Raw genomic sequence first — 24285 nt, 5'->3', positions numbered from 1 at the left:
GATGCCCCGCCGGTCCATCCTGGCAGGGGCCGCGTGGCCTCGGGTTAGGTTGGCCACCACGGACCGCCGCCGACCAGGGAGACCGCCGTGCCCGCCCGCCCCCGCCTGCTGTACGTCACCGACCTCGCCTACCCGGCCCGGGGGCGGCGCTACGGCGACGAGGACGTCTTCCTCACCTCCCGGCTGCGCGCGGAGTTCGACCTCGCCCTGTGCCACCCGCTGGACGCGACGGCCCTGATGGACGGCTTCGACGCGGTCGTGGTCCGCAACAGCGGCCCCGTCCTGCACTACCAGCAGGCGTACGACGCCTTCCGCGAGCGGGCGAAGGCGCTCGGCACCCGTGTCTACAACCCGCTGACCGGCCGCGCCGACATGACCGGCAAGCAGTATCTGCTGGACCTCACCGAAGCCGGGTATCCGGTCATCCCCACCGTCGACCGGGCCGAGCACCTGGGGCGGCTGCCCGACACCGCCACCTACGCCGTCAAGCCGAAGGCCGGCGCGGACTCCATCGGCCTGCGCTTCCTGACCGGGCCCGAGCTGGCGGACCTGACCTGGGGCGATGTCCTCGTCCAGCCACGCGTCGACTTCCGCCACGAGGTGTCGTTCTGCTACGTCGACGACACCTTCCAGTACGCCCTGTACGCGCCCGACCCGGACCGCCGCTGGGTCCTGGAGCCCTACGCGGCGTCCGAGGCCGACCTCGCCTTCGCCCGCCGTTTCATCGACTGGAACACCCTCGACCACGGCATCCAGCGCGTGGACGCCTGCCGCACCCAGGACGGCGACCTGCTCCTCGTCGAACTGGAGGACCTCAACCCGTACCTGTCGCTGGACCGCGTCCCCGAGCCCGTCCGGGACACCTTCGTCACCGCCATGGCCGGTTCGCTGCACGCGTTCCTCGGCGGCTGAACAGCGAGAAACGAGAAGCGAGAAACGAGAGGGGCCGCACGCCTAGACGTGCGGCCCCCGGATCACCTCAACCTCACTACCGGTGGCTGAACCATGCCGCCGCCGGAAGCAGCCTGTCGTCGTAGCCGAACAGCGCCTGGTTCTCCCAGCCGTTGCCGGAGGACGCGTCGGTCGGGTCCCAGCCGTTGCCCGAGACGGCGGTCCACGTCGACTCCCAGTAGAAGATGCCGAGACCACGGCCGTTGGGGACGGCCTCGACGATGCTCGCGATGTCCTTCATCCACCGCGTCTGACCGGCGGTGGTGGCCGGGTAGCCGGACACCAGCTCACTGCTCAGGTCGATGATGTTCTCGTGCGAGTCCTCGCTGTCCAGCCGGAACGGGTACGCCGTCTCGGCGACGAACACCGGCTTGGCGTAGCGGGCGGCCGCGTCGTCCAGCGTGGTCTGGAAGTCGGCGAGCGTGCCGTGCCAGTAGCCGTAGTACGACAGGCCGATGACGTCGAACTTCACACCGTTGGAGACGGCGCTGTCGAACCACCAGCGGGTGCCGGACAGATCGCCGCCCTTGGCGAGGTGCAGCGCGACCTGGGTGGAGGAGTTGACCGCCTTGACCGCGTCGTAGCCGGAGTTGAGCAGTCCGGCGAGCTGCGACCAGTTGGAGGTGGAGCCGGCCGACCACAGCATGCCGCCGTTGATCTCGTTGCCGACCTGGACCATGTCGGCGGTGGTGCCCTGGGACTTGAGGGCGTTGAGGACGTCGTAGGTGTGGTTGTAGACGTCCGTCCGCAGCTGGCTGTAGCTGTGGCCGGTCCACGGGGACGGCACGGTCTGCGCGCCCGGGTCGGCCCAGGTGTCCGAGTAGTGGAAGTCGACCAGGAGCTTCATGCCCTGGGCCTTGATGCGCTTGGCGGCGGCGAGCACCCGGGCCTTGTTGTTGTAGCCGTCGGCGGGGTTCACCCAGACCTTGACCCGGGCGTAGTTCTGCCCGGCGCCCTTGAGGATGGCGAGCGCGTCACCGGTGGTGCCGGAGCTGTTCTTGTAGACACCGCCCTTCGCCTCGCTCTTGATGAGCGACGACACGTCGGAGCCCTTGATGGACACGCCGGTCGTGCCGGACGCGAAGGTCAGGTCGTCGACGTTGATCCAATTGCCCGCGTTGGCATCGGAGTTGATGCTGATGGTGCACTGGTTGTTGGTCACCGCGATGGAGGTGACGATCCGGATCCAGCCGCTGGCGGAGACCGGGAGGTCGGTGCGCTGCTCGGCGCTGCCGCAGTTCTTCAGCGCGAGGTAGGCCGAGTTCTGGCCGCCGCCGGAGCGCACCCACGCGGTGAGCTTGTAGTTCCCGTTGGTCAGCCCGGACAGGTACTGGTAGGTCTCCACCTTGTAGGCGGAGGACGACCAGTGGGTGAGGCGGTAACTGCCGCCGTGGCCACCGGACTCGGTGAAGGAGGCGGAGTTCTGCCCGGCCGCCGAGTACGTCGACCAGCCGGCCGGCGTCGCGGTCCCGGTGCCGTCGGACTCGAAGCCCCCGTTGGTGAGCGTGGAGGCGGCCGAGGCCGACGTGGCGGGCAGAGTGGTGAGCGCCAGGCCTGCGAACAGCGGTATCAGCAGGGCCCTGAGGGCGCGTCTCGCGTGGAACATCGTCGTCCCTTCGACGAAGGTGGGGAGCGGGGGTTGTGCGGTGCTGTGGCGGCGCCGCACCCGAAGGCCGTGGGCGCGGCGCCGCCGGTACCGGCCGGATGTCCCCAGAGATCCGGCCGGTGTTCGGGGGGAGGAGGGAGGGGGGAAGGAGGGAGCCTGGTCGGCGTACCGGGTGAGCGGGTGAGCCGGTGACCGGGTGCTCAGGCGTCGAGACGTACGACCCGGACGCTCCCGGCGGGTACGGCGAGGCGGCCCGCCGCGCGTTCACCGGTGAAAAGTTCGGTGCCGGACGTGTCGAGCGGCACCTTCGCGTCGAGCGCGGTGTGGTTGACCACGAAGAGGAAGTCGCCCGACTCCCCCGCGCGGCGCACCACTTCGACGTCGCGCGGCAGGTCGGCGCGGGGCGCGATGCCCGCGTCGTCGGCGGCCCAGCCGAGCAGCGCGTCCAGGCCGTGCGCGTCGAGGCGGGTCGAGACGTACCAGGCGGAGCCCTCGCCGAGCCGGTGCCGGGTGACGGCGGGCCGGTCGACGGCGAGTCCGTCGGCGTACGTCCACACGGGCTCGGCGCCGCGCGGCACCACGAACTCCGTCCAGACGTCACCGGTGAGTTCGGAGCCGTCGGGGCCGGTGATCCGGACGCTCTCGCCGCCGAGCAGCGGGGAGAACTCCTCGACGGTGAGGCCGAGTACGTCGCGCAGGGCGCCGGGGTAGGGGCCCTCGTGGACGGCGTCGTGCTCGTCGACGATGCCGGAGAAGTAGGAGACGACGAGGGTGCCGCCGTTCTCGACGTACGCCTTGAGGTTGTCCCCGGCTGCCTTCGTCATGAGGTACAGCGCGGGTACGACGACAAGGGGATAGGCCGACAAGTCGGCTTCCGGGTGGGCGAAGTCGACCGTGAGGTGGCGGTCGTAGAGGGCCTCGTAGAAGGCGTCGGCGCGTTCGCGGGCCTCGTGGTCCTCGCTGGGGCGCCAGGCGAGGTTCTGCGCCCACCAGGAGTGCCAGTCCCACAGGACGGCCACGTCGGCGACGGTCCGGGTGCCGCGGATCTGGCTCAACGAGTCGAGGGAGGCGCCCAGTTCGACGACCTCGCGCCAGACCCTCGACTCGGTGCCGGCCTGTGGAAGCATCGCCGAGTGGAACTTCTCGGCGCCGCGCCGGGACTGCCGCCACTGGAAGAACATGGCGCCGTCGGAGCCGCGCGCCACATGGACGAGGGAGTTGCGGGCCATCTGGCCGGGGGCCTTGGCGGGGTTGCGGGCCTGCCAGTTGACGCCGGAGGTGGAGTGCTCCAGGAGCAGCCAGGGGGCGCCGGCGCCGACCGAGCGGGTGAGGTCGGCGGCCATCGCGAGGTTGACGTGGGTGCGGCGGCCGTCGGTGATCAGATAGTGGTCGTTGGTGACGAGGTCGACCTCGCGGCCCCAGGCCCAGTAGTCGAGGGAGTCGCACTGGCTGAGCGCGGTCATGAAGTTGGTGGTGACCGGGATGCCGGGGGCGAGGCGGTGCAGGATGTCCCGCTCGGCGACGAAGTTCTCGCGGATGGTCGCGTCGGCGAACCGCTTGTAGTCGAGGGCCTGGCCCGGGTTGCCGACCGTGGGGGTCGTGCGCGGCGGGTTGATCTGCGCGAAGTCGGTGTAGTGCTGGCCCCAGAAGGCGGTGCCCCAGGCCTCGTTGACCGCCGCGACGTCGCCGTACGTCCGCTCCAGCCAGCGGCGGAAGTGCGCGGCGCAGGAGTCGCAGTAGCAGGCGGAGACGGGGACGCCGTACTCGTTGTGGACGTGCCAGAGGGCGAGTGCGGGGTGGTCGGCGTAGCGCTCGGCGAGCTTGGTGGTGATGGTCGCGGCGGCGGCCCGGTAGTCGGGGTTGCTGTGGCAGATGGCGCCGCGTGAGCCGAACTCGTAGCGGGTGCCGTCGGCGGCCACGGGCAGGGCCTCGGGGTGCTCGCGGTAGAACCAGACGGGCGGGACGACGGTGGGGGTGCCGAGGTCGACGCGGATGCCGTTCTCGTGCAGCAGGTCCAGCAGCCGGTCGAGCCAGCCGAAGTCGTACTCCCCGCGTGAGGTCTCCAGCAGGGCCCAGGAGAAGATGCCGACACTCACCATGGTGACGCCGGCCTCGCGCATCAGCCGGACGTCCTCGTGCCAGACGGTTTCCGGCCACTGCTCGGGGTTGTAGTCCCCACCGAAGGCGAGCCTGGTGAGGCCCGTGGGGGTGGTCTCCGGCATGGATCTCTCCCGTTGAGTCGATCATTTGGGAACGTGCACACACAGCGGCGGCGGTGCGGGGCCAACATAACCGCACAGCAACAACCATTGACAAGTGTCCGGGATGTTTCTCTACTGTGAACGCTCACAGACGCAGTACCTGTGAACGCTCACAGAAGCATGGCATGGTCTTCGCAGCAGGCGAGGACCCAGGTCAGGGGAGAAAGATCCATGCCCAACATCACCAAGCACCGGCGAATTGTGGCCACTGCCGTCGCCGTCACGCTCGGCGCCACCACACTCGCCGCCTGTGGCGGGTCCGACGACGACAGCGAGGCCCAGTCGGGGCCGGCGAAGCTGACGTACTGGACCTGGACGCCGGGCATGGACAAGGTCGCGGACCTGTGGAACAAGGGGCCCGGCAAGGAGCAGCAGATCACCGTCACGGTGAAGAAGCAGGCCTCCGGCGACACCCTGGTCACCAAGATTCTCACCGCGCACAAGGCGGGCAAGGGCCCGGACCTGGTGCAGGCCGAGTACCAGGCGCTGCCGACGCTGGTCAGCAATGACGCGGTCGCCGACATCGCGGGCGAGGCGGGCGACGCGAAGGGCAAGTTCGCCGACGGTGTCTGGCAGCAGACCACGCTGGGCTCCGACGCCGTCTACGCGATACCGCAGGACATCGGGCCGATGATGTTCTACTACCGCGAGGACCTCTTCAAGAAGTACGACCTCGAAGTCCCCAAGACCTGGGACGAGTTCGCCGAGACCGCGCGCAAGCTGAAGAAGGCGGACGCGGACGTCGACCTCACCACCTTCTCCGCCAACGACTCCGGTCTCTTCGCCGGTCTCGCCCAGCAGGCGGGCGCCCAGTGGTGGACCACCGAGGGCCAGAAGTGGAAGGTCGGCATCGACGACACGGCCACCCAGCGGGTCGCCGACTTCTGGGGCGGCCTCGTGAAGGAGGGCGCCATCGACAACCAGCCGATGTACACCCCGGCCTGGAACAAGGCGCTCAACACCGGCAAGCAGATCGCCTGGGTCAGCGCCGTGTGGGCACCGGGCACGCTGACCACCGCCGCGCCCGACACCGAGGGCAAGTGGAAGGTGGCGCCGCTGCCGCAGTGGTCGTCCTCCGAGAACACCACCGGCAGCTGGGGCGGCTCCTCGACGGCCGTCACCACGGACTCCAAGAACAAGGGTGCCGCCGCGAAGTTCGCCACCTGGCTGAACACGGACCCCGAGGCGCTGACCGCGCTGGCGAAGGAAGGCGGCATCTACCCGGCCGCCACCACCGCGCAGACCAGTGACGCGTTCGCCCAGCCGCCGGCCTTCTTCTCCAACCAGGCCGACTTCTACACCGTCGCCTCCGAGATCGCGAAGACCACGGCACCCTCCGCGTGGGGCCCGAACGTGAACGTCGCCTACACCACCTTCAAGGACGCGTTCGGCGCCGCCGCCAAGAACAAGTCGGACTTCGGCGCCGCCCTGAAGACGATGCAGGACGACACGGTCACCGACATGAAGAAGCAGGGCTTCGAGGTCGCGGAGTGACGACGGCACGCCGGAGGTCGTACGGGGTCAAGGGGGCCCCGTACGCCTTCCTCCTCCCCGCGACGATCCTGTTCGCCCTCTTCTTCGCGCTCCCCATCGGCTACGCGGTCTGGCTCAGCCTGCACAAGGTGCAGGTCAAGGGCCTCGGCCTCGGCTCGGGTGCGCGGCACGAGGTGTGGGCGGGCATCGAGAACTACACCGACGCGCTGACCGACTCCGAGCTGCTGGACGGTGCGCTGCGCGTCCTCGGCTACGGGGCGATCGTGGTCCCGGTCATGCTCGGTCTGGCACTGGTCTTCGCCCTGATGCTGGACAGCGACAAGGTGCGCCTCGCCCCCTTCACCCGCCTGGCGATCTTCCTGCCGTACGCGGTCCCGGGCGTCGTGGCGGCCCTGCTCTGGGGCTTCCTCTACCTCCCGGACGTCAGCCCCTTCTACTTCGTCCTCGAGAAGCTGGGTCTCCCCCAGCCGGATCTGCTGGACGGCGGCGGGCTGTACGCGGCGCTGTCCAACATCGCGATCTGGGGCGGCACCGGCTTCAACATGATCGTCATCTACACCTCGCTGCAGTCGATCCCCGCCGAGGTGTACGAGGCGGCCAAGCTGGACGGCGCCACCCCGCTGCAGATCGCCCTGCGGATCAAGATCCCGATGGTGGCGCCCTCGCTGGTGCTGACCTTCTTCTTCTCGATCATCGCCACGCTCCAGGTGTTCAGCGAGCCCACCACCCTCAAACCGCTCACCAACTCGGTCTCCACGACGTGGAGTCCGCTGATGAAGGTGCACCGGGACGCGTTCGGCGAGGGTGACATCTACTCGGCGGCCGCCGGTGCGGTGATCATCGCCGTGGCCACCCTGGTCCTCTCCTTCGGCTTCCTGAGGGCCGCGAACTCCCGTCAGAAGCAGGAGGCAGCACGATGAGTTCTCTTGCCGTCCGCAAGGCCGCCCCGGCGGCGGGCACGACCCCGGGCACCGCCCAGGGGCCGCCGCTGCGCCGCCGGATCGCGCTCGTCCCGACGCTCACCCTGCTGCTGGGCGCGCTCTACTGTCTGCTGCCCGTGGCCTGGGTGCTGATCGCGGCCACCAAGTCGGGCAGCGAGCTGTTCTCCACCTTCACCTTCCTGCCGGGCACCGGCTTCGCGGACAACCTGTCCGACCTGAACGCCTACCGTGACGGCATCTACTGGCAGTGGATGGGCAACTCCGCCCTCTACGCCGGTCTCGGCGCCCTGCTGTCCACCGCCGTCTCGGCGATCAGCGGCTACGCGCTGGCGATCTACCGCTTCAAGGGCCGCGAGACCGTCTTCAACGTCCTGATGGCGGGCGTGCTGATGCCGCCGGTGATCCTGGCGATCCCGCAGTACCTGCTGATGGCGAAGGCGGACCTGGCGGACTCCTACTGGGCGGTGCTACTGCCGCTGGTGCTCTCCCCGTACGGCGTGTACCTGTCCCGGATCTACGCCGCTGCCGCCGTCCCGGCGGACGTGGTCGAGGCCGGGCGGATGGACGGGGCGAGCGAGTGGCGGATCTTCACCCGGATCGCGCTGCCGATGATGGTGCCGGGTCTGGTGACGGTGTTCCTGTTCCAGTTCGTGGCCGTGTGGAACAACTTCCTGCTGCCGTACATCATGCTCAGCGACGACGAGAAGTTCCCGATCACCCTGGGCCTGTTCACCCTCCTCGAACAGGGCGCGAACACCCCGGCGCTCTACACCCTGGTGATCACTGGCGCGCTGCTCGCGGTGATCCCGCTGATCGCGCTCTTCCTGGTCATCCAGCGGTTCTGGAGCCTGGATCTGCTCTCCGGAGCCGTAAAGTCATGACCATGAGCAACACGGGGGGCAGGCGCAAGCCGCCGACCATTCACGACGTGGCGCGCGAGGCGGGAGTCTCCCGGGGAACGGTCTCGCGCGTGCTCAACGGCGGTCACTACGTCAGCCCGACGGCGGCCGAGGCGGTCAACGCCGCGATCCGCAGGACGGGTTATGTCGTCAACCGGCACGCCCGCTCACTGATCACGGGCCGCTCGGACTCCATCGGCTTCCTGCTGACGGAACCGCAGGAGAAACTCTTCGAGGACCCCAACTTCAATGTCCTGCTACGGGGTTGCACCCAGGCGCTGGCCGCGCACGACATTCCGCTGCTGCTGATGGTCGCGGGCACGGAGGACGAGCGGCGCCGGATAACGCGGTACATCACGGCCGGCCACGTCGACGGGGTGCTGCTGGTGTCCAGCCACTCCGGGAACCCGGTCGCCCAGGAGCTGCGCGAGGCGGGCATCCCGCTCGTGCAGTGCGGCAAGCCCATGGCACCCGGTTCCAAGGTCAGTTATGTGGCCGCCGACGACCGGGACGGCGCCCGGGACATGGTCCGCCATCTGCTGTCGCTGGGCCGCCGCCGTATCGGCGTCGTGACCGGCCCGCTGGACACCCCCGGCGGTGTCGACCGGCTCGCCGGGTACAAGGAGGTCCTCACCGAGGCGGGCGTCGAGATCGACGAGCGGCTCATCGTCTCCGGCGACTACAGCCGGTCCAGCGGCGAGGCGGGCACCGATCTGCTGCTGGCCCAGGCACCCGACCTGGACGCCGTGTTCGTGGCCTCCGACCTGATGGCGCAGGGTGCTCTCGCCGCTCTGCGCCGGGCGGGCCGGCGGGTCCCCGAGGACGTCTCCGTGGGCGGTTTCGACGACTCGGCGGCGGCCACGGAGGCGGTGCCCGCCCTCACCACCATCCGCCAGCCCTACGACCGCATCAGCAACGAGATGGTGCGGGTCCTGCTGGCCCAGATCGGCGGCGAGGACCCGGCCGCCGTGATCCTGCCGACGGAGCTGGTGCGGCGGGACTCGACCTGAGCCGCCGCGCACGGGAGTCGGCGCCCGTCAGTGGTGCACCGGCTCCCGCTCGGGCGCCCGTGTCTCGTCGGTGACGCGGGTGCCCGGGTGCCGGTGTGCGCACAGGAACCCGATGGCGAGCGCGATGGCCATCCCGTAGAACACCCACTGGTTGGCCTCGGCGAAGTCCATACGGATGGCGTCCATCGAGTCGCGCACCACCGTGCCGACGGCGCCGTCCCCGCTCGGTGCCTGACTGTCCGGGTTGCCGGTGACCGACTCGGAGATGTCACGGGCCGCGTCCCTTGCCGCGTCGTCCGGCACCCCCTGGGAGGTCAGCGTCTCCACGACCTTGTCGGTGGTGACATGCGTCAGGATCGTCCCGTACACCGCGAGACCCACGGCCGCCGCGTAGTTGCGCACGGTCTGGGTGATGCCGGTGACCTCGCCGTAGGAGGCGTTGAGGGACCGGTTCACCGCGTCGGTCGAGGCGGGCGCGAGCAGGAAGCCGATGCCGGCGCCGGCGAGGGCGACGTAGGGCCACTGGTCGTGCATCGAGAGGTCCGTGAGCTTGTTGGCCCAGAGGGCGAAGCCGACCGCGCCGAGGGCCGTGCCCAGTTTCAGCGCGGGCCGGGCGCCGCGTTTGTCGAGGATGCGGCCGCCCCACTGGGAGGCGATGGCGAAGCCGATGAAGAAGTACAGCAGGAACAGCGCGGCCTGGTTGGGCGAGGCGCTGAGCGAGACCTGCGCGTAGACCGAGGCGAAGAAGAACAGCGGGACGAAGGCGAGCATCGCGAAGAACAGGACCGCCGCGTCGACGCTGAACGCCTTGTCGCGGAAGACGTGGAGCTTGATGAGTGGTTCGTCGACGCGGAGTTCGTAGGCGCAGAACAGCACCAGGACCGCGAGTCCGCCGATGATGCAGGCCCAGGTGGCGAAGCTGCTCCAGCCCCAGGCGGAGGCCTGTTGCAGGCCGAGCACGCTCAGGCCCATGCCGAGGGCGACGAGGACGGCGCCGGGCAGGTCGAGGCGTTCGCGGCGGGCCTGGTGCGGGATGCGGGCGAGGGCGGTCAGGACGAGGGCGATGACCGCCACGGGCACGTTGACCCAGAAGATCGCCCGCCAGGTCCAGCCGGTGAGCCAGCCGCCGAGCAGCGGGCCGAGCGCGGTGAGGGCCCCGGAGAGCCCGAAGAACAGGGCGAGGGCCCGGCCGCGTTTGTCGACGGGGAAGACGGCGACGACGACGGCGAGCGCGGCGGGGAACATCAGCGCGGCGCCCAGGCCCTGCGTGGCCCGGAACACGATCAGCCAGCCCAGGGCGAAGCTGTCGTCGGGGACACAGCCGCAGAGCACGGAGGAGATGACGAAGACGAGGGTGCCGATCACCATCATCCGGCGGTGCCCGAGGATGTCGGCGAGCCGGCCGCCGAGCGCGAAGAACGCGGCCAGGGCGAGCAGATAGGCGTTCACCACCCACTGCATGCCCGACGAGGAGAGATCGAGTTCGTCGACGATGCTGGGGGCGGCGATGGCGACGATCGTCTGGTCGATGAAGGTCATCGACACGGCGAACATCATCGCCGCGAGAGCCAGGGTCTGGTGGGGCGCGGCGGAGCCGGATGCGGCCGGCCCACGCCCGGAACGTTCCGTTATGTCGGCCATAGGGTGGATTTTCCCTTGATCCGCTGCCAGGCGCACGCGCGCGGCGGCGGCGCACGGTAAGGACCCGGGACTCCCGGTCATCACCCGAACGGTCGTCCGAAGATCGCGTCGCCACCGGGGTCGGAAGCCCGACGCGGGGTACTCGACGGGCACCGGCCCCGGATCCGGTTGGACACTGGAGTGCGGCCGGGGTGTGCCGGCGGACGAGACCAGGACGCGACTGCCATGAACAGCGACAACAATGACCGGGGCGCGGAGAACGCGCGTCACCGAGACGCGGAGAACGCCGTCTCCAGCCACTCCGTCTTCGGCGCGCCCTGCTGGGTGAGCCTCACCAGCCGGGACCTGCCGGCCACGGAGAACTTCTACTCCGCCGTGCTCGGCTGGCGATGGCGTACCGCCAAGCTCGGCGACCACTTCCGGATCGCGCTGGCGGACGGGGTGCCGGTCGCCGGGATCGCCGGGGTGGCGTCGCTGTGGCAGATGGCGGTCGCCTGGACCCCGTACTTCGCCGTGTCCGACGCGGACGCGGCGGCCTCCCGGGCCCGGGAGCGCGGCGGCACGGTCGCGGTCGGGCCCCTCTCCTTCCCGCCCGGCCGGGCGGCCCTGCTGGCGGACCGGCACGGGGCGTCCTTCGGGATCTGGGAGGGCACGCTGTTCACCGACTGGGAGACCTGGCGCAAGGCCGCCCCGGCCTTCATCCGGCTGCACACCCGGGACGCCTTCGACGCGGCGATCTTCTACGGCGAGGTCCTGGAGTGGGCCACCGAGAAGCCGGGCGCTTGCGAGGTCCACTACGAGGGCAACGAGGTCGTGCTGCGCAGCGAGGGCGAGGTGGTGGCCCGGATCACCTCCGGCGCGCTGGAGGCGGCGCCCGACCCCACGATCCGGCCGCACTGGCAGGTCCACTTCTCCGTCTCCGACGTGGCGGCCTGCGTCGAGTCCGCCCAGCACCACGGCGGCACGGTCCTCACCCATCAGCCGCACGAGGCGGTGCTCCGCGACCCGGACGGCGCCCAGTTCACGATCACCTCGCGCGGCGAACGCTGACCGCCGTCCGGTCAGGAGGACCGGTCGCGGTCAGCCGCTCCTCGCGGGCCGCGACAGCAGCACCAGGGACCGGGCTTCGACGGTGACCTCCGCGCCCGCCTTGTGTTCGGCCTCGTCGGGGACGCCGTCCGGTTCCGCGGCCGTGTCGACGAGGCTCGCCCACCACTCGCCGTACGCGGCGCCGGGCAGCCGGAAGGTCTGCGGCTCCCAGTGGCTGTTCAGCAGGAGCAGGAAGGAGTCGTCGACGACGGGCTCGCCGTGGGCGTCGCGTTCGGCGATGGCGTCGCCGTTGAGGAAGACGGCCACCGCGTGGGCGTCGGAGCGGTCCCAGTCGGCGTCGGTCATCTCCCCCGCGTCGGGCAGCAGCCACACCAGGTCGGGGAGCGGCTGGTCCGCGCGGGTCGGTGTGTCGCCGCGGAAGAAGCGGCGGCGGCGCAGCACGGGGTGGTCGGCGCGCAGGGCGATGAGGTCGCGGGTGAACGCGAGGAGCGCGCGCCGTTCGGCGTCCAGCCGCCAGTCGAGCCACGAGACCTCGTTGTCCTGGCAGTAGGCGTTGTTGTTGCCGCGCTGGGTGCGGCCCGACTCGTCGCCGTGGCTCAGCATGGGGATGCCCTGCGACAGCAGCAGCGTGGCCAGCAGATTGCGTTGCTGGCGGGCGCGGAGCGCGCGGATCCGCGGATCCTTGGTGGGGCCCTCGACCCCGCAGTTCCAGGAGCGGTTGACGCTCTCGCCGTCCCGATTGCCCTCGCCGTTGGCCTCGTTGTGCTTGTCGTTGTACGACACCAGGTCGCGCAGGGTGAATCCGTCGTGCGCGGTGACGAAGTTGACGCTGGCGCGCGGGCGGCGTCTGCTGTGCTCGTACAGGTCGGCGGAGCCGGTCAGCCGGGAGGCGAACTCGCCGAGCGTGTGCGGGCGCCCGCGCCAGAAGTCCCGTACGGCGTCCCGGTACTTGCCGTTCCACTCCGACCACAGCGGCGGGAAGTTGCCGACCTGGTAGCCGCCCTCGCCCACGTCCCACGGTTCGGCGATCAGCTTGACCCGGCTGATCACCGGGTCCTGCTGGATCAGGTCGAAGAACGCCGAGAGGCGGTCCACCTCGTGGAACTGCCGGGCCAGCGTGGCGGCGAGATCGAAACGGAACCCGTCGACACGCATCTCGGTCACCCAGTACCGCAGCGAGTCCATGATCAGCTGGAGGACGTAGGGGTGCCGCATCAGCAGGCTGTTGCCGGTGCCGGTGGTGTCGTAGTAGTGCGCCCAGTCGCCGTCCACCAGGCGGTAGTACGAGGAGTTGTCGATGCCCCGGAAGGAGAGGGTGGGGCCCCGCTCGTCGCCCTCGGCGGTGTGGTTGTAGACCACGTCGAGGATCACTTCGAGACCGGCCGCGTGCAGCGCCTTCACCATCGACTTGAACTCGGTGACCTGCTGGCCGCGGGTGCCGTGGGCGGCGTAGGCGTTGTGCGGGGCGAAGAAACCGATGGTGTTGTAGCCCCAGTGGTTGGTCAGGCCGCGGTCCTGGAGGACGCCGTCCTGCACGAACTGGTGGACCGGCATCAGTTCGATCGCGGTCACACCCAGCGAGGTGAGGTGTTCGACGACGGCGGGGTGCGCCAACCCGGCGTAGGTGCCGCGGAGTTCGGGGGGCACGTCGGGGTGGGTGCGGGTGAGGCCGCGGACGTGCGCCTCGTAGACGACGGTGTCGGCGTACGGCCGCCGGGGCGGGCGGTCGTCCCCCCAGTCGAAGAACGGGTCGGTGACCACGCCGAGCATGGTGTGCCCGGCGCTGTCGGCGCCCGGTTCGCAGAGCGAGGGGTGGTTGTCCGTCTGCCCGTCGACGGCTCTGGTGTACGGGTCGAGCAGCAGTTTCGCCGGGTCGCAGCGGTGTCCGGCGGCGGGCGCCCAGGGGCCGTGCACCCGGTAGCCGTAGCGCTGTCCGGGTCCGACGCCGGGGAGCCGGCCGTGCCAGACGAAGCCGTCGGCCTCGGTGAGCGGGACGGGGCGGTGGGTGCCGTCGTCGTCCACGAGGATCAGGTCGACGCGCTCGGCGACCTCGCTGAACAGCGCGAAGTTGGTGCCCGTGCCGTCGTAGGACGCGCCCAGCGGGTAGGGGTGCCCGCTCCACACGGGCACCCCTTTACGGTCCGGCCGCACGGTCACCGCGCGCCCTCGCACAGGTCCGGTGTCTCACCGGCGAGCGCGGTGACGGGTGTCTCGCGGGGCACTTGGAGCACCGCGCGCAGCGCCGGTTCGGGCACCGTGGGCACCAGGGGCACGCCCTGGTCGACCGGCGCCCGCTGGGTGAACCAGATGACCGTGCCGCCGCCGGCCGTGGAGCAGCAGCCCCAGCCGTCGCTGAGCGCGGCGATTCGGGTCAGACAGGGGCGCAGCTCCCGGTCCGGGCGGATCTCCCGGTCGTTCTCCCCCACCGCGGCGATGAGGTGCTGGCCGTTCCACCACATCTCGACCGAGGTGCGTTTGTCCGTGGCGTGCTCCTCGATCGCGCGCAGCAGCAGTTCGGCGCTGTGGCAGACGGGTCCGACAAGGGTCTCCAGGTCCCAGAACCGGAGGTGGGCGGCCAGGATGCGGCCGACCTGTCCGACCCGTTCCGGACTGACTTCCACGTCGAGGTGGTAGTAGCGAGGCACTGCGGTCTTCATCGTCGTTGGCTCCTCACCGGCGAAGTGTCCGCCCCGTGAACACGGGGCGTGAGCACCGATCACTTCTGAGTCAGCTCCAGAGTGGGAGGGCTACGCCATTCGTGCAACACGAGCGACTCCCGGGGTAGTTGAAGAACCAACAAGACGCCCGGTGGTTCCCTGTGCACCATGAGTGAAGGCATCGGCTCCGTGAGGCGCCGGTGCCCCTCCGTGCACGACCTCCCCCGGGAAGCGTGCTCCGCCGAGAGTGCCGGGAGGGACCAGCACATGCTGCTGCCCGCCAAGAACGAGGTGGCCAGACATCTGCGGCGCTACCGCACCTGGGAACGCGTGATGCTCGCGTCCCCGACCGACCGCGCGGCCCGGGACAGCTTCGAGGACTCGGGCTACACGCTGTGCGTGCTGATGGGCAAGCGCTGCGCCCGTGAGGCCGTGACGGCCGCCGAGCGCTATCTCCAGACGAGCCTGCCCGCCTATCTCCAGGAGCAGACCGGACGCTCCAAGCAGGACCAGAGCGGCAAGGGCCGCAAGGAGAAGACCCGCAAGACCCGTTCCGCCGGGCGGGACACGCCCTCCGGACGGCGTTCCACGGCAGGCCGGTAGGACGCGTTTTCGATCACGACCCGTTCGGCCCAGTGCCGATCCCCGAGCAACGGCGGAGGTGAGACCCCATGAGCCCGATCCCGGCCCCGGCCGTCGGCCGCGTCCCCGTCAGGGACGTCCGTCCGCTCGTCGAGTGCGGCAGGCGTCCCGCGAAGGCGGTGGTCGGCGAGACCTTCGAGGTCACCGCGACGCTGTTCCGCGAGGGACACGGGGTGGTGGCCGCCAATGTCGTGCTCAAGGACCCGGAGGGCCGTCCGGCCCCGTGGACCCCGATGCGTGAGCTGGTCCCCGGCACCGATCGCTGGGGCGCCTGCGTCACCCCCACGTCCGTGGGCCGCTGGACGTACCGCGTCGAGGCCTGGGGCGACCCGATCGCCACCTGGCGCCACATCGCCCGTATCAAGGTCCCGGCCGGCATCGATGCCGGGCTCGTCCTGGAGGAGGGCGCCGAGCTGTTCACCCGCGCCGCCGCCGGTGTCCCGGAGGGCGGCGGGCACACCGCCCTGCTGACGGCCGCCGGGAGGCTCCGCGACGACACGCTCCCGGTCGCCGACCGGTTGGCGGCGGCGTTGGCGCCGGAGGTGGACGAGGTCCTCACCCGCCACCCCCTGCGCGAACTGGTCACGTCCTCCGAGCCGCTGCCGCTGCTGGTGGAGCGCGAACGGGCCCTGTACGGCTCCTGGTACGAGTTCTTCCCGCGTTCCGAGGGCACCCCCGAGCAGCCCCACGGAACCTTCCGCACGGCCGCCCGCCGCCTGCCCGCCATCGCCGCGATGGGCTTCGACGTCGTCTACCTGCCCCCGATCCACCCGATCGGGACCACCTACCGCAAGGGCCGCAACAACACCCTCTCGCCGACACCGGACGACGTCGGCGTGCCGTGGGCGATCGGTTCCCCCGAGGGCGGCCACGACGCCGTCCACCCGGACCTGGGCACGATCGAGGACTTCGACTTCTTCGTCGCCGAGGCCCGCGCCCAGGGCCTGGAAATCGCCCTGGACTTCGCCCTGCAGTGCTCCCCCGACCACCCCTGGGTGCAGAAGCATCCGGAGTGGTTCCACCACCGCCCCGACGGCACCATCGCCTACGCGGAGAACCCGCCGAAGAAGTACCAGGACATCTACCCCATCGCCTTCGACGCCGACCTGCCCGGCCTCATCGCCGAGACCACCCGCGTCCTGCGGCACTGGATGGACCACGGCGTCCGCATCTTCCGCGTCGACAACCCCCACACCAAACCCGTTCTCTTCTGGGAACAGGTCATCGCCGACATCAACACCACCGACCCCGACGTCATCTTCCTCGCCGAGGCCTTCACCCGCCCCGCGATGATGCACACCCTGGCCGCCACCGGCTTCCAGCAGTCCTACACCTACTTCACCTGGCGCACCACCAAACAGGAACTGACGGAGTACGCCACCGAACTCGCCGGCGAGGCCGCCGCCTACATGCGGCCCAACTTCTTCGTCAACACCCCCGACATCCTCCACGCCTTCCTCCAGGAAGGCGGCCGCCCCGCCTTCGAACTCCGCGCCGTCCTCGCCGCCACCCTCTCCCCCACCTGGGGCGTCTACTCCGGCTACGAACTCTGCGAGAACACCCCCCTCAAACCCGGCAGCGAGGAATACCTCGACTCCGAGAAATACCAACTCCGCCCCCGCGACTGGGACACACCCGTACAAGACGGACGTACGATCGCGCCGCTCATCACCGCGCTCAACGAGATCCGACGACGCCACCCCGCACTGCACGGTCTCCGGAACCTCCGTTTCCACCACACCGGCAACGACGCGGTGATCGCGTACAGCAAGCGGACGGGCCCGGACGCGGTCGTGGTGGTCGTCAATCTCGACCCGCACCGCGCACAGGAGGCCACGGTCACGCTCGACATGGCGGAACTCGGCCTGGGCATGGACGAAAACGTGCCAGTGCGCGACGAGTTGACGGGGGAAACCTACCGCTGGGGAAGGACTAACTACGTGCGCCTGGAACCCGGGCGGGCACCCGCGCACATCCTCCACGTCCAGCTCCGGACCGAGAGCACGTCCCCCTCGCCGCAGGACTCGTCGCCGGATTCGTCGCAGATCGGAGTGTCAGGCACCCCATGACCATGAACAAACCCATCCCGGACACCTTCGAGGACACTCCGCAGAAGGACCGGGACCCGGACTGGTTCAAACGTGCCGTCTTCTACGAGGTCCTCGTCCGCTCCTTCCAGGACAGCAACGGCGACGGCGTCGGCGACCTCAAGGGCCTGACCGCCAAACTCGACTATCTGCAGTGGCTCGGCATCGACTGCATCTGGCTCCCGCCCTTCTTCAAATCCCCCCTCCGCGACGGCGGCTACGACGTCTCCGACTACACCGCCGTCCTCCCCGAATTCGGCGACCTCGCCGACTTCGTCGAATTCGTCGACGCCGCCCACCAACGCGGCATGCGCGTCATCATCGACTTCGTCATGAACCACACCAGCGACCAGCACCCGTGGTTCCAGGAGTCCAGGAAGGACCCCGACGGCCCCTACGGCGACTACTACGTCTGGGCCGACGACGACAAGCAGTTCCCCGGCGCCCGCATCATCTTCGTCGACACCGAAGCCTCCAACTGGACCTTCGACCCCGTCCGCAAGCAGTACTACTGGCACCGCTTCTTCTCCCACCAACCCGACCTCAACTACGAGAACCCGGCCGTCCGGGAGGAGATGCTGGCCGCGCTGCGGTTCTGGCTGGACCTCGGCATCGACGGCTTCCGCCTCGACGCCGTGCCGTACCTCTACCAGGAAGAAGGCACCAACTGCGAGAACCTCCCGGCCACGCACACCTTTCTCAAGTATGTCCGCCGGGAGATCGACGCGTTGTATCCGGACACGGTCATCCTGGCGGAGGCCAATCAGTGGCCGGAGGACGTCGTCGACTACTTCGGTGATTTCGCGAGCGGCGGCGACGAATGCCACATGGCGTTCCATTTCCCGGTCATGCCCCGCATCTTCATGGCGGTACGGCGGGAATCCCGCTACCCCGTCTCGGAAATCCTCGCCAAGACCCCCGCCATCCCCTCCCGCTGCCAATGGGGCATCTTCCTCCGCAACCACGACGAGCTGACCCTCGAAATGGTCACGGACGAAGAACGCGACTACATGTACGCGGAATACGCCAAAGACCCACGCATGCGCGCCAACATCGGGATCAGGCGTCGGCTCGCGCCCCTCCTGGACAACGACCGCAACCAGATCGAACTGTTCACGGCTCTGCTGCTTTCGTTGCCCGGCTCGCCGATCCTCTACTACGGCGACGAGATCGGCATGGGCGACAACATCTGGCTCGGCGACCGCGACGCCGTACGCACCCCCATGCAGTGGACGCCCGACCGCAACGCCGGCTTCTCGTCCAGCGACCCCGGCCGCCTCTATCTGCCGACGATCATGGACCCGGTCTACGGCTACCAGGTCACCAACGTCGAGGCGTCCATGTCCTCCCCGTCGTCGCTGCTGCACTGGACCCGCCGGATGATCGAGATCCGCAAGCAGAACCCGGCGTTCGGGCTGGGGACCTACACCGAGCTGCCGTCGTCCAACCCGGCCGTGCTCGCCTATCTCCGCGAGCACGGGGACGATCTGGTGCTGTGCGTGAACAACTTCTCGCGGTTCCCGCAGCCCACCGAACTCGATCTGCGCGCCTACGAAGAACGCCACCCCGTCGAACTCATCGGCGGCGTCCGTTTCCCCGCCATCGGTGAACTGCCCTATCTGCTCACCCTCGCGGGCCACGGCTTCTACTGGTTCCGGCTCTCCCGAGTCCTCTCCCGCGCTGCCCGAGGGCGCTGAAGCGCGGGCCGGCGAAAGGACGCGTCACCATGTCGAAGACCGCATCCGCGCTGCTCCGGCCGAGCGGCGAAGAGGTCACCGCCGATCTCATGACCTCGCTGGCCGGGCTGCTGCGCGAGTGGCTGCCGCGGCAGCGCTGGTTCGCCGGCAAGGACCGCCCGGTCACGGACCTCGCCCTGCTGTCGATGACCGAGCTGTATCCGGGCTGTCTGCATCTGCTGGTGCACACCGGCCAGCCGAGCCACACCGTCCCCTGCGGGGTGCCCGCGCCCGGCGGCACTCCCCCGGCCGGTGACTGCTATCAGCTGCTGCTCGGGGTGCGTGACCATGCGGTGCCGCGTCTCGGGCGGGCACTCATCGGGCAGGCGCACGAGGGTCCGCTCGCGGGTCTGACCGTGTACGACGCGCTGTACGACCCCCGGTCGGCCCAGTTGCTCCTGGAGCGGCTGCGGCACCCCGGGACGGCGGGCCCGCTGCGGTTCGAGGCGGACCCGGACGCGCGGGTACCGGCCGGGCTGGCGCCGCGGCTGCTGGACGCCGAGCAGTCCAACTCCTCGCTGGTGTACGGCGACGCGTACATCCTGAAGGTGTTCCGGCGCATCCAGGCGGGGGTGAACCCGGATCTGGAGGTGCCGGGGGCGCTGGCCGGGCAGGGGTGCGGGCGGGTGCCGGCGCCGGTGGCCTGGTTCCGGACGACCGATCCGTTCCCGGCGACACTCGGGGTGCTGCAGCCGTTCCTGCCCGACGCGTCCGACGGCTGGACACTGGCGCTCGGCGCGCTGGCCACCGGGCAGGACTTCACCGCGCAGGCCCGTGAGCTGGGCCGGGCCACGGCGGAGGTGCACCTGGCGCTCGCCTCGGCCTTCCCGTCCGGGGCACAGGAGGAGAACGGGCGGACGGCGGCCGCGATGACCGAACGGCTGGACGCCGCCGCGCGCTCGGTACCGGCGCTGCGGCCGTACGTCCCCGGGCTGCGTACCGCCTTCCGTGCCCTGCTCTCCTGCGATGTCGGGCCGCCCGCGCAGCGTGTCCACGGTGATCTGCATCTGGGGCAGGTGCTGCGGGCGGGCCGGGAGTGGTTCGTGATCGACTTCGAGGGTGAGCCGTCGAAGCCGCTGGCCGAGCGGTGCGGCGCCCAGTCGCCGGTGCGGGACATCGCCGGGATGCTGCGCTCCTTCGACTACGCGGCCCGGCAGCGCCGCCCCTGGCGGCCGGAGTGGGCGCGCCGCTGCCGGGAGGCGTACTGCGCGGGCTACGCGGCCCGCGCCGGCTGGGACCCGCGCACGAAGCACGGTCTGCTGCGCGCCTATGAGACGGACCGGGCCGTGTACGAGGTGCTGTACGAGGCCCGGCACCGCCCCGACTGGCTTCCCGTACCGATGGCGGCGATCGAGCGTCTCGCCGTGAGAGGAGACTGAGACCGTGGCTCTGCGCGACACCACTCCCCCGGAGGCGGCGGGCCCGCCCCCGCGCGGGCCCCGGCTGACCGTGCCCGCCCCTCCCCTGGCCCCGGACGAGCGGGGGCGGCTGCTCTCCGGAGCCCACCACGACCCGCACGCCCTGCTCGGCGCCCACCCGGCGCCGGGCGGGGTCGCGGTCCGGGCCCTGCGTCCGTACGCCCACGCGGTGAGCGTGGTGATCGGCGGCGAGCGCACGTATTTGGCGTCGGAGGGCGACGGTCTGTTCTCCGTCCTGCTGCCGCTCGACACCGTCACCGTCCCGGAGTACACGCTGCTCGTCTCGTACGAGGACACCGATCAGGAGGTCCACGACCCGTACCGGTTCCTGCCCGCGCTCGGGGAGCTGGATCTGCATCTGATCCGTGAGGGGCGGCACGAGCAGCTGTGGAAGGCGCTCGGGTCGGAGCCGATGACCCATCAGGGGGTGGCCGGGACCCGGTTCGCCGTGTGGGCGCCGAACGCGCAGGGGGTGCGGGTCGTCGGGGACTTCGCCTGTTGGAACGGGACGGCGTTCCCGATGCGGTCCCTCGGCTCGTCCGGGGTCTGGGAGCTGTTCCTGCCGGGGGTGGGCGAGGGCGCCCACTACAAGTACGAGATCGTCTCGCGCCACGGCCACCGGCTGCTGAAGGCCGACCCGATGGCGCGCCGGGCGGAGGTGCCGCCCGCGACGGCGTCCATCGTGCACGCCTCGCACTACAAGTGGGGCGACGCGGAGTGGATGGCGCGGCGCGGGGACATCCCGGTGCACGAGGCGCCGTTCTCCGTCTACGAGATCCATCTGCCGTCCTGGCGGCCCGGACTGACGTACCGTCAACTCGCAGATGTGCTCCCGGAGTACGTCGCGGACCTCGGTTTCACCCATGTCGAGCTGATGCCGGTCGCGCAGCATCCGTTCAGCGGGTCCTGGGGCTATCAGGTCACCGGGTTCTACGCGCCGATGGCCCGGCTCGGCTCCCCCGACGACTTCAAGTACCTCGTCGACGCCCTGCACCAGGCCGGGATCGGGGTGATCGTGGACTGGGTGCCCGCACACTTCCCCAAGGACGACTGGGCGCTCGGGCGCTTCGACGGGGAGCCGCTGTACGAGCCCGGGGACAGCCGGCGGGCCGAGCATCCGGACTGGGGGACGTACGAGTTCGACTTCGGGCGGGTCGAGGTACGCAACTTCCTGGTGGCGAACGCGGTGTACTGGTGCGAGGAGTTCCATGTCGACGGGCTGCGGGTGGATGCCGTGGCGTCGATGCTGTACCTCGACTACTCGCGGGACTCCGGGCAGTGGTCGCCCAACGTGTTCGGCGGGCGGGAGGATCTGGACGCGGTCGCCTTCCTCCAGGAGATGAACGCCACCGTGTACCGGCGGGCGCCGGGGGTCGTGACCATCGCGGAGGAGTCCACGGCGTGGGACGGGGTGACCCGGCCCACGGACAGCGGGGGGCTGGGGTTCGGGCTGAAGTGGAACATGGGGTGGATGCACGACTCGTTGCAGTACATGGAGCATGAGCCGGTGCATCGTAAGTACCACCACGACGAGATGTCGTTCTCGATGGTGTACGCGTACAGCGAGAACTACGTGCTGCCCATCTCGCACGACGAAGTCGTGCACGGGAAGCGGGCGTTGGTGTCGAAGATGCCGGGTGACTGGTGGCAGCGGCGGGCGAACCACCGGGCGTATCTGGGGTTCATGTGGGCCCATCCCGGTAAGCAACTGCTGTTCATGGGGCAGGAGTTCGCGCAGGGGGGTGAGTGGTCGGAGCCGGACGGGCCGGACTGGTGGTTGCTCGATCCGGGGTACGGGGCGGAGGCGGACCATCGGGGGGTGCGGGATCTGGTGCGTGACCTCAACGCCGTCTACCGGGTGACGCCTTCCCTCTGGCAGCGGGACACGGATCCGGCGGGGTTCCAGTGGGTGTGTGGGGATGCGGCCGAGGACAACGTGTTCGCGTTTCTGCGGCTCGATGGGGGTGGGGTGCCCTTGTTGGCCGTGTCCAACTTCAGTCCTGTGGTGCGGGAGGGGTATCGGGTGGGGGTGCCGGGGGATGTGGGGGTGTGGGGTGAGGTGCTGAATACCGATGCGGGGGTCTATGGGGGGAGTGGTGTGATCAACCCGGGGCCCGTCGAGCGTGAGGCGTGTGGCTGGCACGGGCGGTCGTCCAGTATTCGTTTGACCTTGCCTCCGCTGTCCACGATCTGGCTCCGGCCCGCCTGATTTCCTCGCCCCCGCCGCCCCTACCCGTCCCATCCCCAGGGGCTGCGCCCCTTCGACCCCCCTTCGCGCTCCGCGCGGGGTGGGTGGGTATGTACGGGTCGGTGGGGGCTGGTCGCGCAGTTCCCCGCGCCCCTCAAAAAGCAGGGGCTGCGCCCCGTGCTTTTTGCCTTTAGGGGCGCGGGGAACTGCGCGAGAAGCCCCACCGGACCCGCACCCGACAGCGTCCCTTCCTACGAACGGTCAGGATCGGAGAAGCCGCGCAGCGGGGGCGCGGCCTAGCGTGGGGTGCAGGTCGTTAGGGCCGGAAACACCACACCGAGGAGTGCGTCATGACTGCTGGGCTGAAGACCGTCGTGTACCCCGTCAAGGACCTCGCAGGGGCGAAGGCCCTGTTCAGCGCGTTGCTGGGGGTCGAGCCGTATGCGGACACCCCGTACTACGTGGGGTTCAAGGACGCGGGGCAGGACGTGGGCCTGGACCCGAACGGGCACGCGAAGGGGATGACGGGACCGGTGCCGTACTGGCACGTGACCGACATCCGGTCGCGGCTCACCGCCCTGCTCGCCGCCGGCGCGGAGACCCTGGAGGACGTGCACGACGTGGGCGGCGGCCGGCTCATCGCCTCGGTGAGGGACGCGGACGGGAATCTCGTCGGGCTCGTCGAGGACACCGCCGCGGAGTAGTGCCGGGGGTGGTTGCGTCTGCAGTAGTTGCACAGACAACAACACCTTCGCCCTCTGTTACCGTGCACATATGGCAGCGAACACGGCCGGGGTCCGGCTTGAGGACCAGTGGCGGGGCATCCTGTCCGTGCACGCCCGCACGATGTGCGAGATCGACCGTGTGCTGCACCCGCACGGCCTCGGTGCCAGTGACTTCGAGGTGCTCGACATCCTGGCCTCGGGTATGGCGGCGGCCACGGCGGCCGGTGATCTGTGCCGGGTGCAGAACATCGCGGAGAAGGTCCACCTCAGCCAGAGCGCGCTGTCCCGGCTGATCGGCCGCCTGGAGAAGGACGGCCTGGTGGAACGGTCCGTGTGTGCGGAGGACCGGCGCGGCGTGTGGGTCGCCCTGACCGACAAGGGGCGCGAGCTGCACGCGGACGTGCTGCCGCTCCAGCGTGACGTCCTGGCCCGCATGCTCCGGCAGGGCTGACCGCACCGCCCGCGCACCAGGGTCAGCCGTCCTGTCCTCCCAGGAGGGTGCCCACGTCGTGGGCGTCGAGGGTGAGGCCGTGCGGGGAGCCGGCGTCGATGGTGAGGGAGAGATCGGCGTCGGCAGGCCACTGGGAGGCGAGGGCGCCCAGTGGGACCAGGCGGTAGCGCGACACGTACGGCAGGAGTTCGGCCATCGCGGGCTCCGAGGTGAAGACCGGCACGATCTGTTCACCGCCCGGCTGCTCCAGGACGGGCAGCGCCACGGCCGTCGGATCGCTCACGGCCGCCTCGTCGGCGTCGTCCGGCACCGGAATCAGCACCTCGCTGTCGGCGAGCGTGTGGAGCGCGGCTGTGTCATGGGTGTCGAAGGCGAGCACGGTCAGTGCGCGCTGTGCCGGTGAGACGGCCTGGGGCGCGTGGTGGCCGTTGGAGGAGATGTCCATGGAAGATCCCAGGTAGTGATGGAAAAGGCCGCCCGGGACGGCGTCCGTCCCGGGCGCGACGCCCCTCGCGTACCCGACAGGGA

General features: G+C 70.1%; 19 protein-coding genes. 13 read left to right on the top strand and 6 right to left on the bottom strand.

Features of this window, described 5'->3' with window-relative positions; genetic code table 11:
• Positions 1-87: 87 nt before the first annotated feature.
• A complete protein-coding gene (locus ACZ7MG_RS02840; RefSeq protein WP_471395679.1) occupies positions 88-912 on the top strand; it encodes an ATP-grasp domain-containing protein in 825 nt (274 codons plus the stop codon).
• A gap of 76 nt (positions 913-988) precedes the next feature.
• On the opposite strand, the gene ACZ7MG_RS02835 is transcribed toward ACZ7MG_RS02840, so the two are convergent.
• Positions 989-2557 carry a glycoside hydrolase family 53 protein gene (locus tag ACZ7MG_RS02835; protein WP_471395678.1) on the bottom strand — a complete coding sequence of 523 codons (1569 nt, stop codon included), beginning with the start codon at positions 2555-2557 and terminating at the stop codon, positions 989-991.
• Positions 2558-2757: 200 nt separating this feature from the next.
• On the bottom strand, positions 2758-4779 hold the full coding sequence (locus tag ACZ7MG_RS02830; RefSeq protein ID WP_471395677.1) for a beta-galactosidase: 2022 nt from the start codon (positions 4777-4779) through the stop codon (positions 2758-2760).
• A 210-nt stretch (positions 4780-4989) separates the two neighbouring features.
• Here ACZ7MG_RS02830 and ACZ7MG_RS02825 point away from each other — a divergent pair, with 210 nt between their 5' ends.
• The 4 genes from ACZ7MG_RS02825 to ACZ7MG_RS02810 are packed head-to-tail and all read left to right on the top strand — an operon-like array spanning position 4990 to position 9162.
• Positions 4990-6312, top strand: a complete 1323-nt coding sequence (locus tag ACZ7MG_RS02825) for an extracellular solute-binding protein (protein WP_471395676.1) — start codon at positions 4990-4992, stop codon at positions 6310-6312.
• Complete coding sequence (locus ACZ7MG_RS02820; protein ID WP_471395675.1) at positions 6309-7232, top strand: carbohydrate ABC transporter permease; 924 nt, start codon at positions 6309-6311, stop codon at positions 7230-7232. The genes ACZ7MG_RS02825 and ACZ7MG_RS02820 overlap by 4 nt, the downstream gene beginning before the upstream one ends.
• A complete protein-coding gene (locus ACZ7MG_RS02815; RefSeq protein ID WP_471395674.1) occupies positions 7229-8134 on the top strand; it encodes a carbohydrate ABC transporter permease in 906 nt (301 codons plus the stop codon). The genes ACZ7MG_RS02820 and ACZ7MG_RS02815 overlap by 4 nt, the downstream gene beginning before the upstream one ends.
• Complete coding sequence (locus ACZ7MG_RS02810; RefSeq protein ID WP_471395673.1) at positions 8131-9162, top strand: LacI family DNA-binding transcriptional regulator; 1032 nt, start codon at positions 8131-8133, stop codon at positions 9160-9162. Before ACZ7MG_RS02815 ends, ACZ7MG_RS02810 begins: the two co-directional genes overlap by 4 nt.
• A 27-nt stretch (positions 9163-9189) precedes the next feature.
• Here ACZ7MG_RS02810 and ACZ7MG_RS02805 read toward each other — a convergent pair whose 3' ends face one another.
• Positions 9190-10803, bottom strand: coding sequence for an MFS transporter (locus ACZ7MG_RS02805; RefSeq protein ID WP_471395672.1), 1614 nt, complete (start codon positions 10801-10803; stop codon positions 9190-9192).
• A 225-nt stretch (positions 10804-11028) separates the two neighbouring features.
• On the opposite strand from ACZ7MG_RS02805, the gene ACZ7MG_RS02800 reads away from it, so the two are divergent.
• Positions 11029-11853, top strand: a complete 825-nt coding sequence (locus ACZ7MG_RS02800; RefSeq protein ID WP_471395671.1) for a VOC family protein — start codon at positions 11029-11031, stop codon at positions 11851-11853.
• Between the two features lie 30 nt (positions 11854-11883).
• Here ACZ7MG_RS02800 and glgX read toward each other — a convergent pair whose 3' ends face one another.
• Both glgX and ACZ7MG_RS02790 read right to left on the bottom strand, forming a co-directional pair.
• A complete protein-coding gene (gene glgX / locus ACZ7MG_RS02795; protein ID WP_471395670.1) occupies positions 11884-13983 on the bottom strand; it encodes a glycogen debranching protein GlgX in 2100 nt (699 codons plus the stop codon).
• Between the two features lie 23 nt (positions 13984-14006).
• Complete coding sequence (locus ACZ7MG_RS02790) at positions 14007-14510, bottom strand: pep a2 (protein WP_471395669.1); 504 nt, start codon at positions 14508-14510, stop codon at positions 14007-14009.
• Positions 14511-14777: 267 nt separating this feature from the next.
• On the opposite strand from ACZ7MG_RS02790, the gene ACZ7MG_RS02785 reads away from it, so the two are divergent.
• From ACZ7MG_RS02785 to ACZ7MG_RS02755, 7 genes are all read left to right on the top strand, one after another.
• The gene (locus ACZ7MG_RS02785; protein ID WP_471395668.1) at positions 14778-15113 is read left to right on the top strand and encodes a DUF5133 domain-containing protein; all 336 of its coding nucleotides are present in this window, start codon (positions 14778-14780) and stop codon (positions 15111-15113) included.
• A gap of 68 nt (positions 15114-15181) precedes the next feature.
• Positions 15182-17221, top strand: coding sequence for an alpha-1,4-glucan--maltose-1-phosphate maltosyltransferase (locus tag ACZ7MG_RS02780; RefSeq protein ID WP_471946103.1), 2040 nt, complete (start codon positions 15182-15184; stop codon positions 17219-17221).
• On the top strand, positions 17218-18936 hold the full coding sequence (gene treS / locus ACZ7MG_RS02775; RefSeq protein WP_471396760.1) for a maltose alpha-D-glucosyltransferase: 1719 nt from the start codon (positions 17218-17220) through the stop codon (positions 18934-18936). The genes ACZ7MG_RS02780 and treS overlap by 4 nt, the downstream gene beginning before the upstream one ends.
• A 29-nt stretch (positions 18937-18965) precedes the next feature.
• On the top strand, positions 18966-20354 hold the full coding sequence (locus tag ACZ7MG_RS02770) for a maltokinase N-terminal cap-like domain-containing protein (protein WP_471396757.1): 1389 nt from the start codon (positions 18966-18968) through the stop codon (positions 20352-20354).
• Between the two features lie 4 nt (positions 20355-20358).
• Positions 20359-22602 (top strand): 1,4-alpha-glucan branching enzyme, encoded by a 2244-nt coding sequence (glgB, locus tag ACZ7MG_RS02765; RefSeq protein WP_471396754.1) that lies wholly within the window; start codon positions 20359-20361, stop codon positions 22600-22602.
• 329 nt (positions 22603-22931) lie between these two features.
• Positions 22932-23285, top strand: a complete 354-nt coding sequence (locus tag ACZ7MG_RS02760; RefSeq protein WP_471396751.1) for a VOC family protein — start codon at positions 22932-22934, stop codon at positions 23283-23285.
• A gap of 70 nt (positions 23286-23355) precedes the next feature.
• On the top strand, positions 23356-23757 hold the full coding sequence (locus ACZ7MG_RS02755) for a MarR family winged helix-turn-helix transcriptional regulator (protein ID WP_471396748.1): 402 nt from the start codon (positions 23356-23358) through the stop codon (positions 23755-23757).
• A 22-nt stretch (positions 23758-23779) separates the two neighbouring features.
• On the opposite strand, the gene ACZ7MG_RS02750 is transcribed toward ACZ7MG_RS02755, so the two are convergent.
• A complete protein-coding gene (locus ACZ7MG_RS02750; protein WP_471396745.1) occupies positions 23780-24202 on the bottom strand; it encodes an SseB family protein in 423 nt (140 codons plus the stop codon).
• Between the last annotated feature and the right edge of the window lie 83 nt (positions 24203-24285).

This window comes from Streptomyces sp. NPDC107538 (genome assembly GCF_055657445.1).
The sequence above is the reverse complement of the archived record's forward strand: the minus strand, read 5'-3'. Positions and strand labels throughout refer to the sequence as shown.

Bases quoted from the DNA above. Each gene is read 5' to 3' on its own strand.
- ACZ7MG_RS02835 (WP_471395678.1), bottom strand. From the start codon at position 2,557: ATGTTCCACGCGAGACGCGCCCTCAGGGCCCTGCTGATACCGCTGTTC.
- ACZ7MG_RS02830 (WP_471395677.1), bottom strand. From the start codon at position 4,779: ATGCCGGAGACCACCCCCACGGGCCTCACCAGGCTCGCCTTCGGTGGG.
- ACZ7MG_RS02825 (WP_471395676.1), top strand. From the start codon at position 4,990: ATGCCCAACATCACCAAGCACCGGCGAATTGTGGCCACTGCCGTCGCC.
- ACZ7MG_RS02815 (WP_471395674.1), top strand. From the start codon at position 7,229: ATGAGTTCTCTTGCCGTCCGCAAGGCCGCCCCGGCGGCGGGCACGACC.
- ACZ7MG_RS02810 (WP_471395673.1), top strand. From the start codon at position 8,131: ATGACCATGAGCAACACGGGGGGCAGGCGCAAGCCGCCGACCATTCAC.
- ACZ7MG_RS02805 (WP_471395672.1), bottom strand. From the start codon at position 10,803: ATGGCCGACATAACGGAACGTTCCGGGCGTGGGCCGGCCGCATCCGGC.
- ACZ7MG_RS02800 (WP_471395671.1), top strand. From the start codon at position 11,029: ATGAACAGCGACAACAATGACCGGGGCGCGGAGAACGCGCGTCACCGA.
- ACZ7MG_RS02790 (WP_471395669.1), bottom strand. From the start codon at position 14,510: ATGAAGACCGCAGTGCCTCGCTACTACCACCTCGACGTGGAAGTCAGT.
- ACZ7MG_RS02785 (WP_471395668.1), top strand. From the start codon at position 14,778: ATGCTGCTGCCCGCCAAGAACGAGGTGGCCAGACATCTGCGGCGCTAC.
- ACZ7MG_RS02780 (WP_471946103.1), top strand. From the start codon at position 15,182: ATGAGCCCGATCCCGGCCCCGGCCGTCGGCCGCGTCCCCGTCAGGGAC.
- treS (WP_471396760.1), top strand. From the start codon at position 17,218: ATGACCATGAACAAACCCATCCCGGACACCTTCGAGGACACTCCGCAG.
- ACZ7MG_RS02770 (WP_471396757.1), top strand. From the start codon at position 18,966: ATGTCGAAGACCGCATCCGCGCTGCTCCGGCCGAGCGGCGAAGAGGTC.
- ACZ7MG_RS02760 (WP_471396751.1), top strand. From the start codon at position 22,932: ATGACTGCTGGGCTGAAGACCGTCGTGTACCCCGTCAAGGACCTCGCA.
- ACZ7MG_RS02755 (WP_471396748.1), top strand. From the start codon at position 23,356: ATGGCAGCGAACACGGCCGGGGTCCGGCTTGAGGACCAGTGGCGGGGC.
- ACZ7MG_RS02750 (WP_471396745.1), bottom strand. From the start codon at position 24,202: ATGGACATCTCCTCCAACGGCCACCACGCGCCCCAGGCCGTCTCACCG.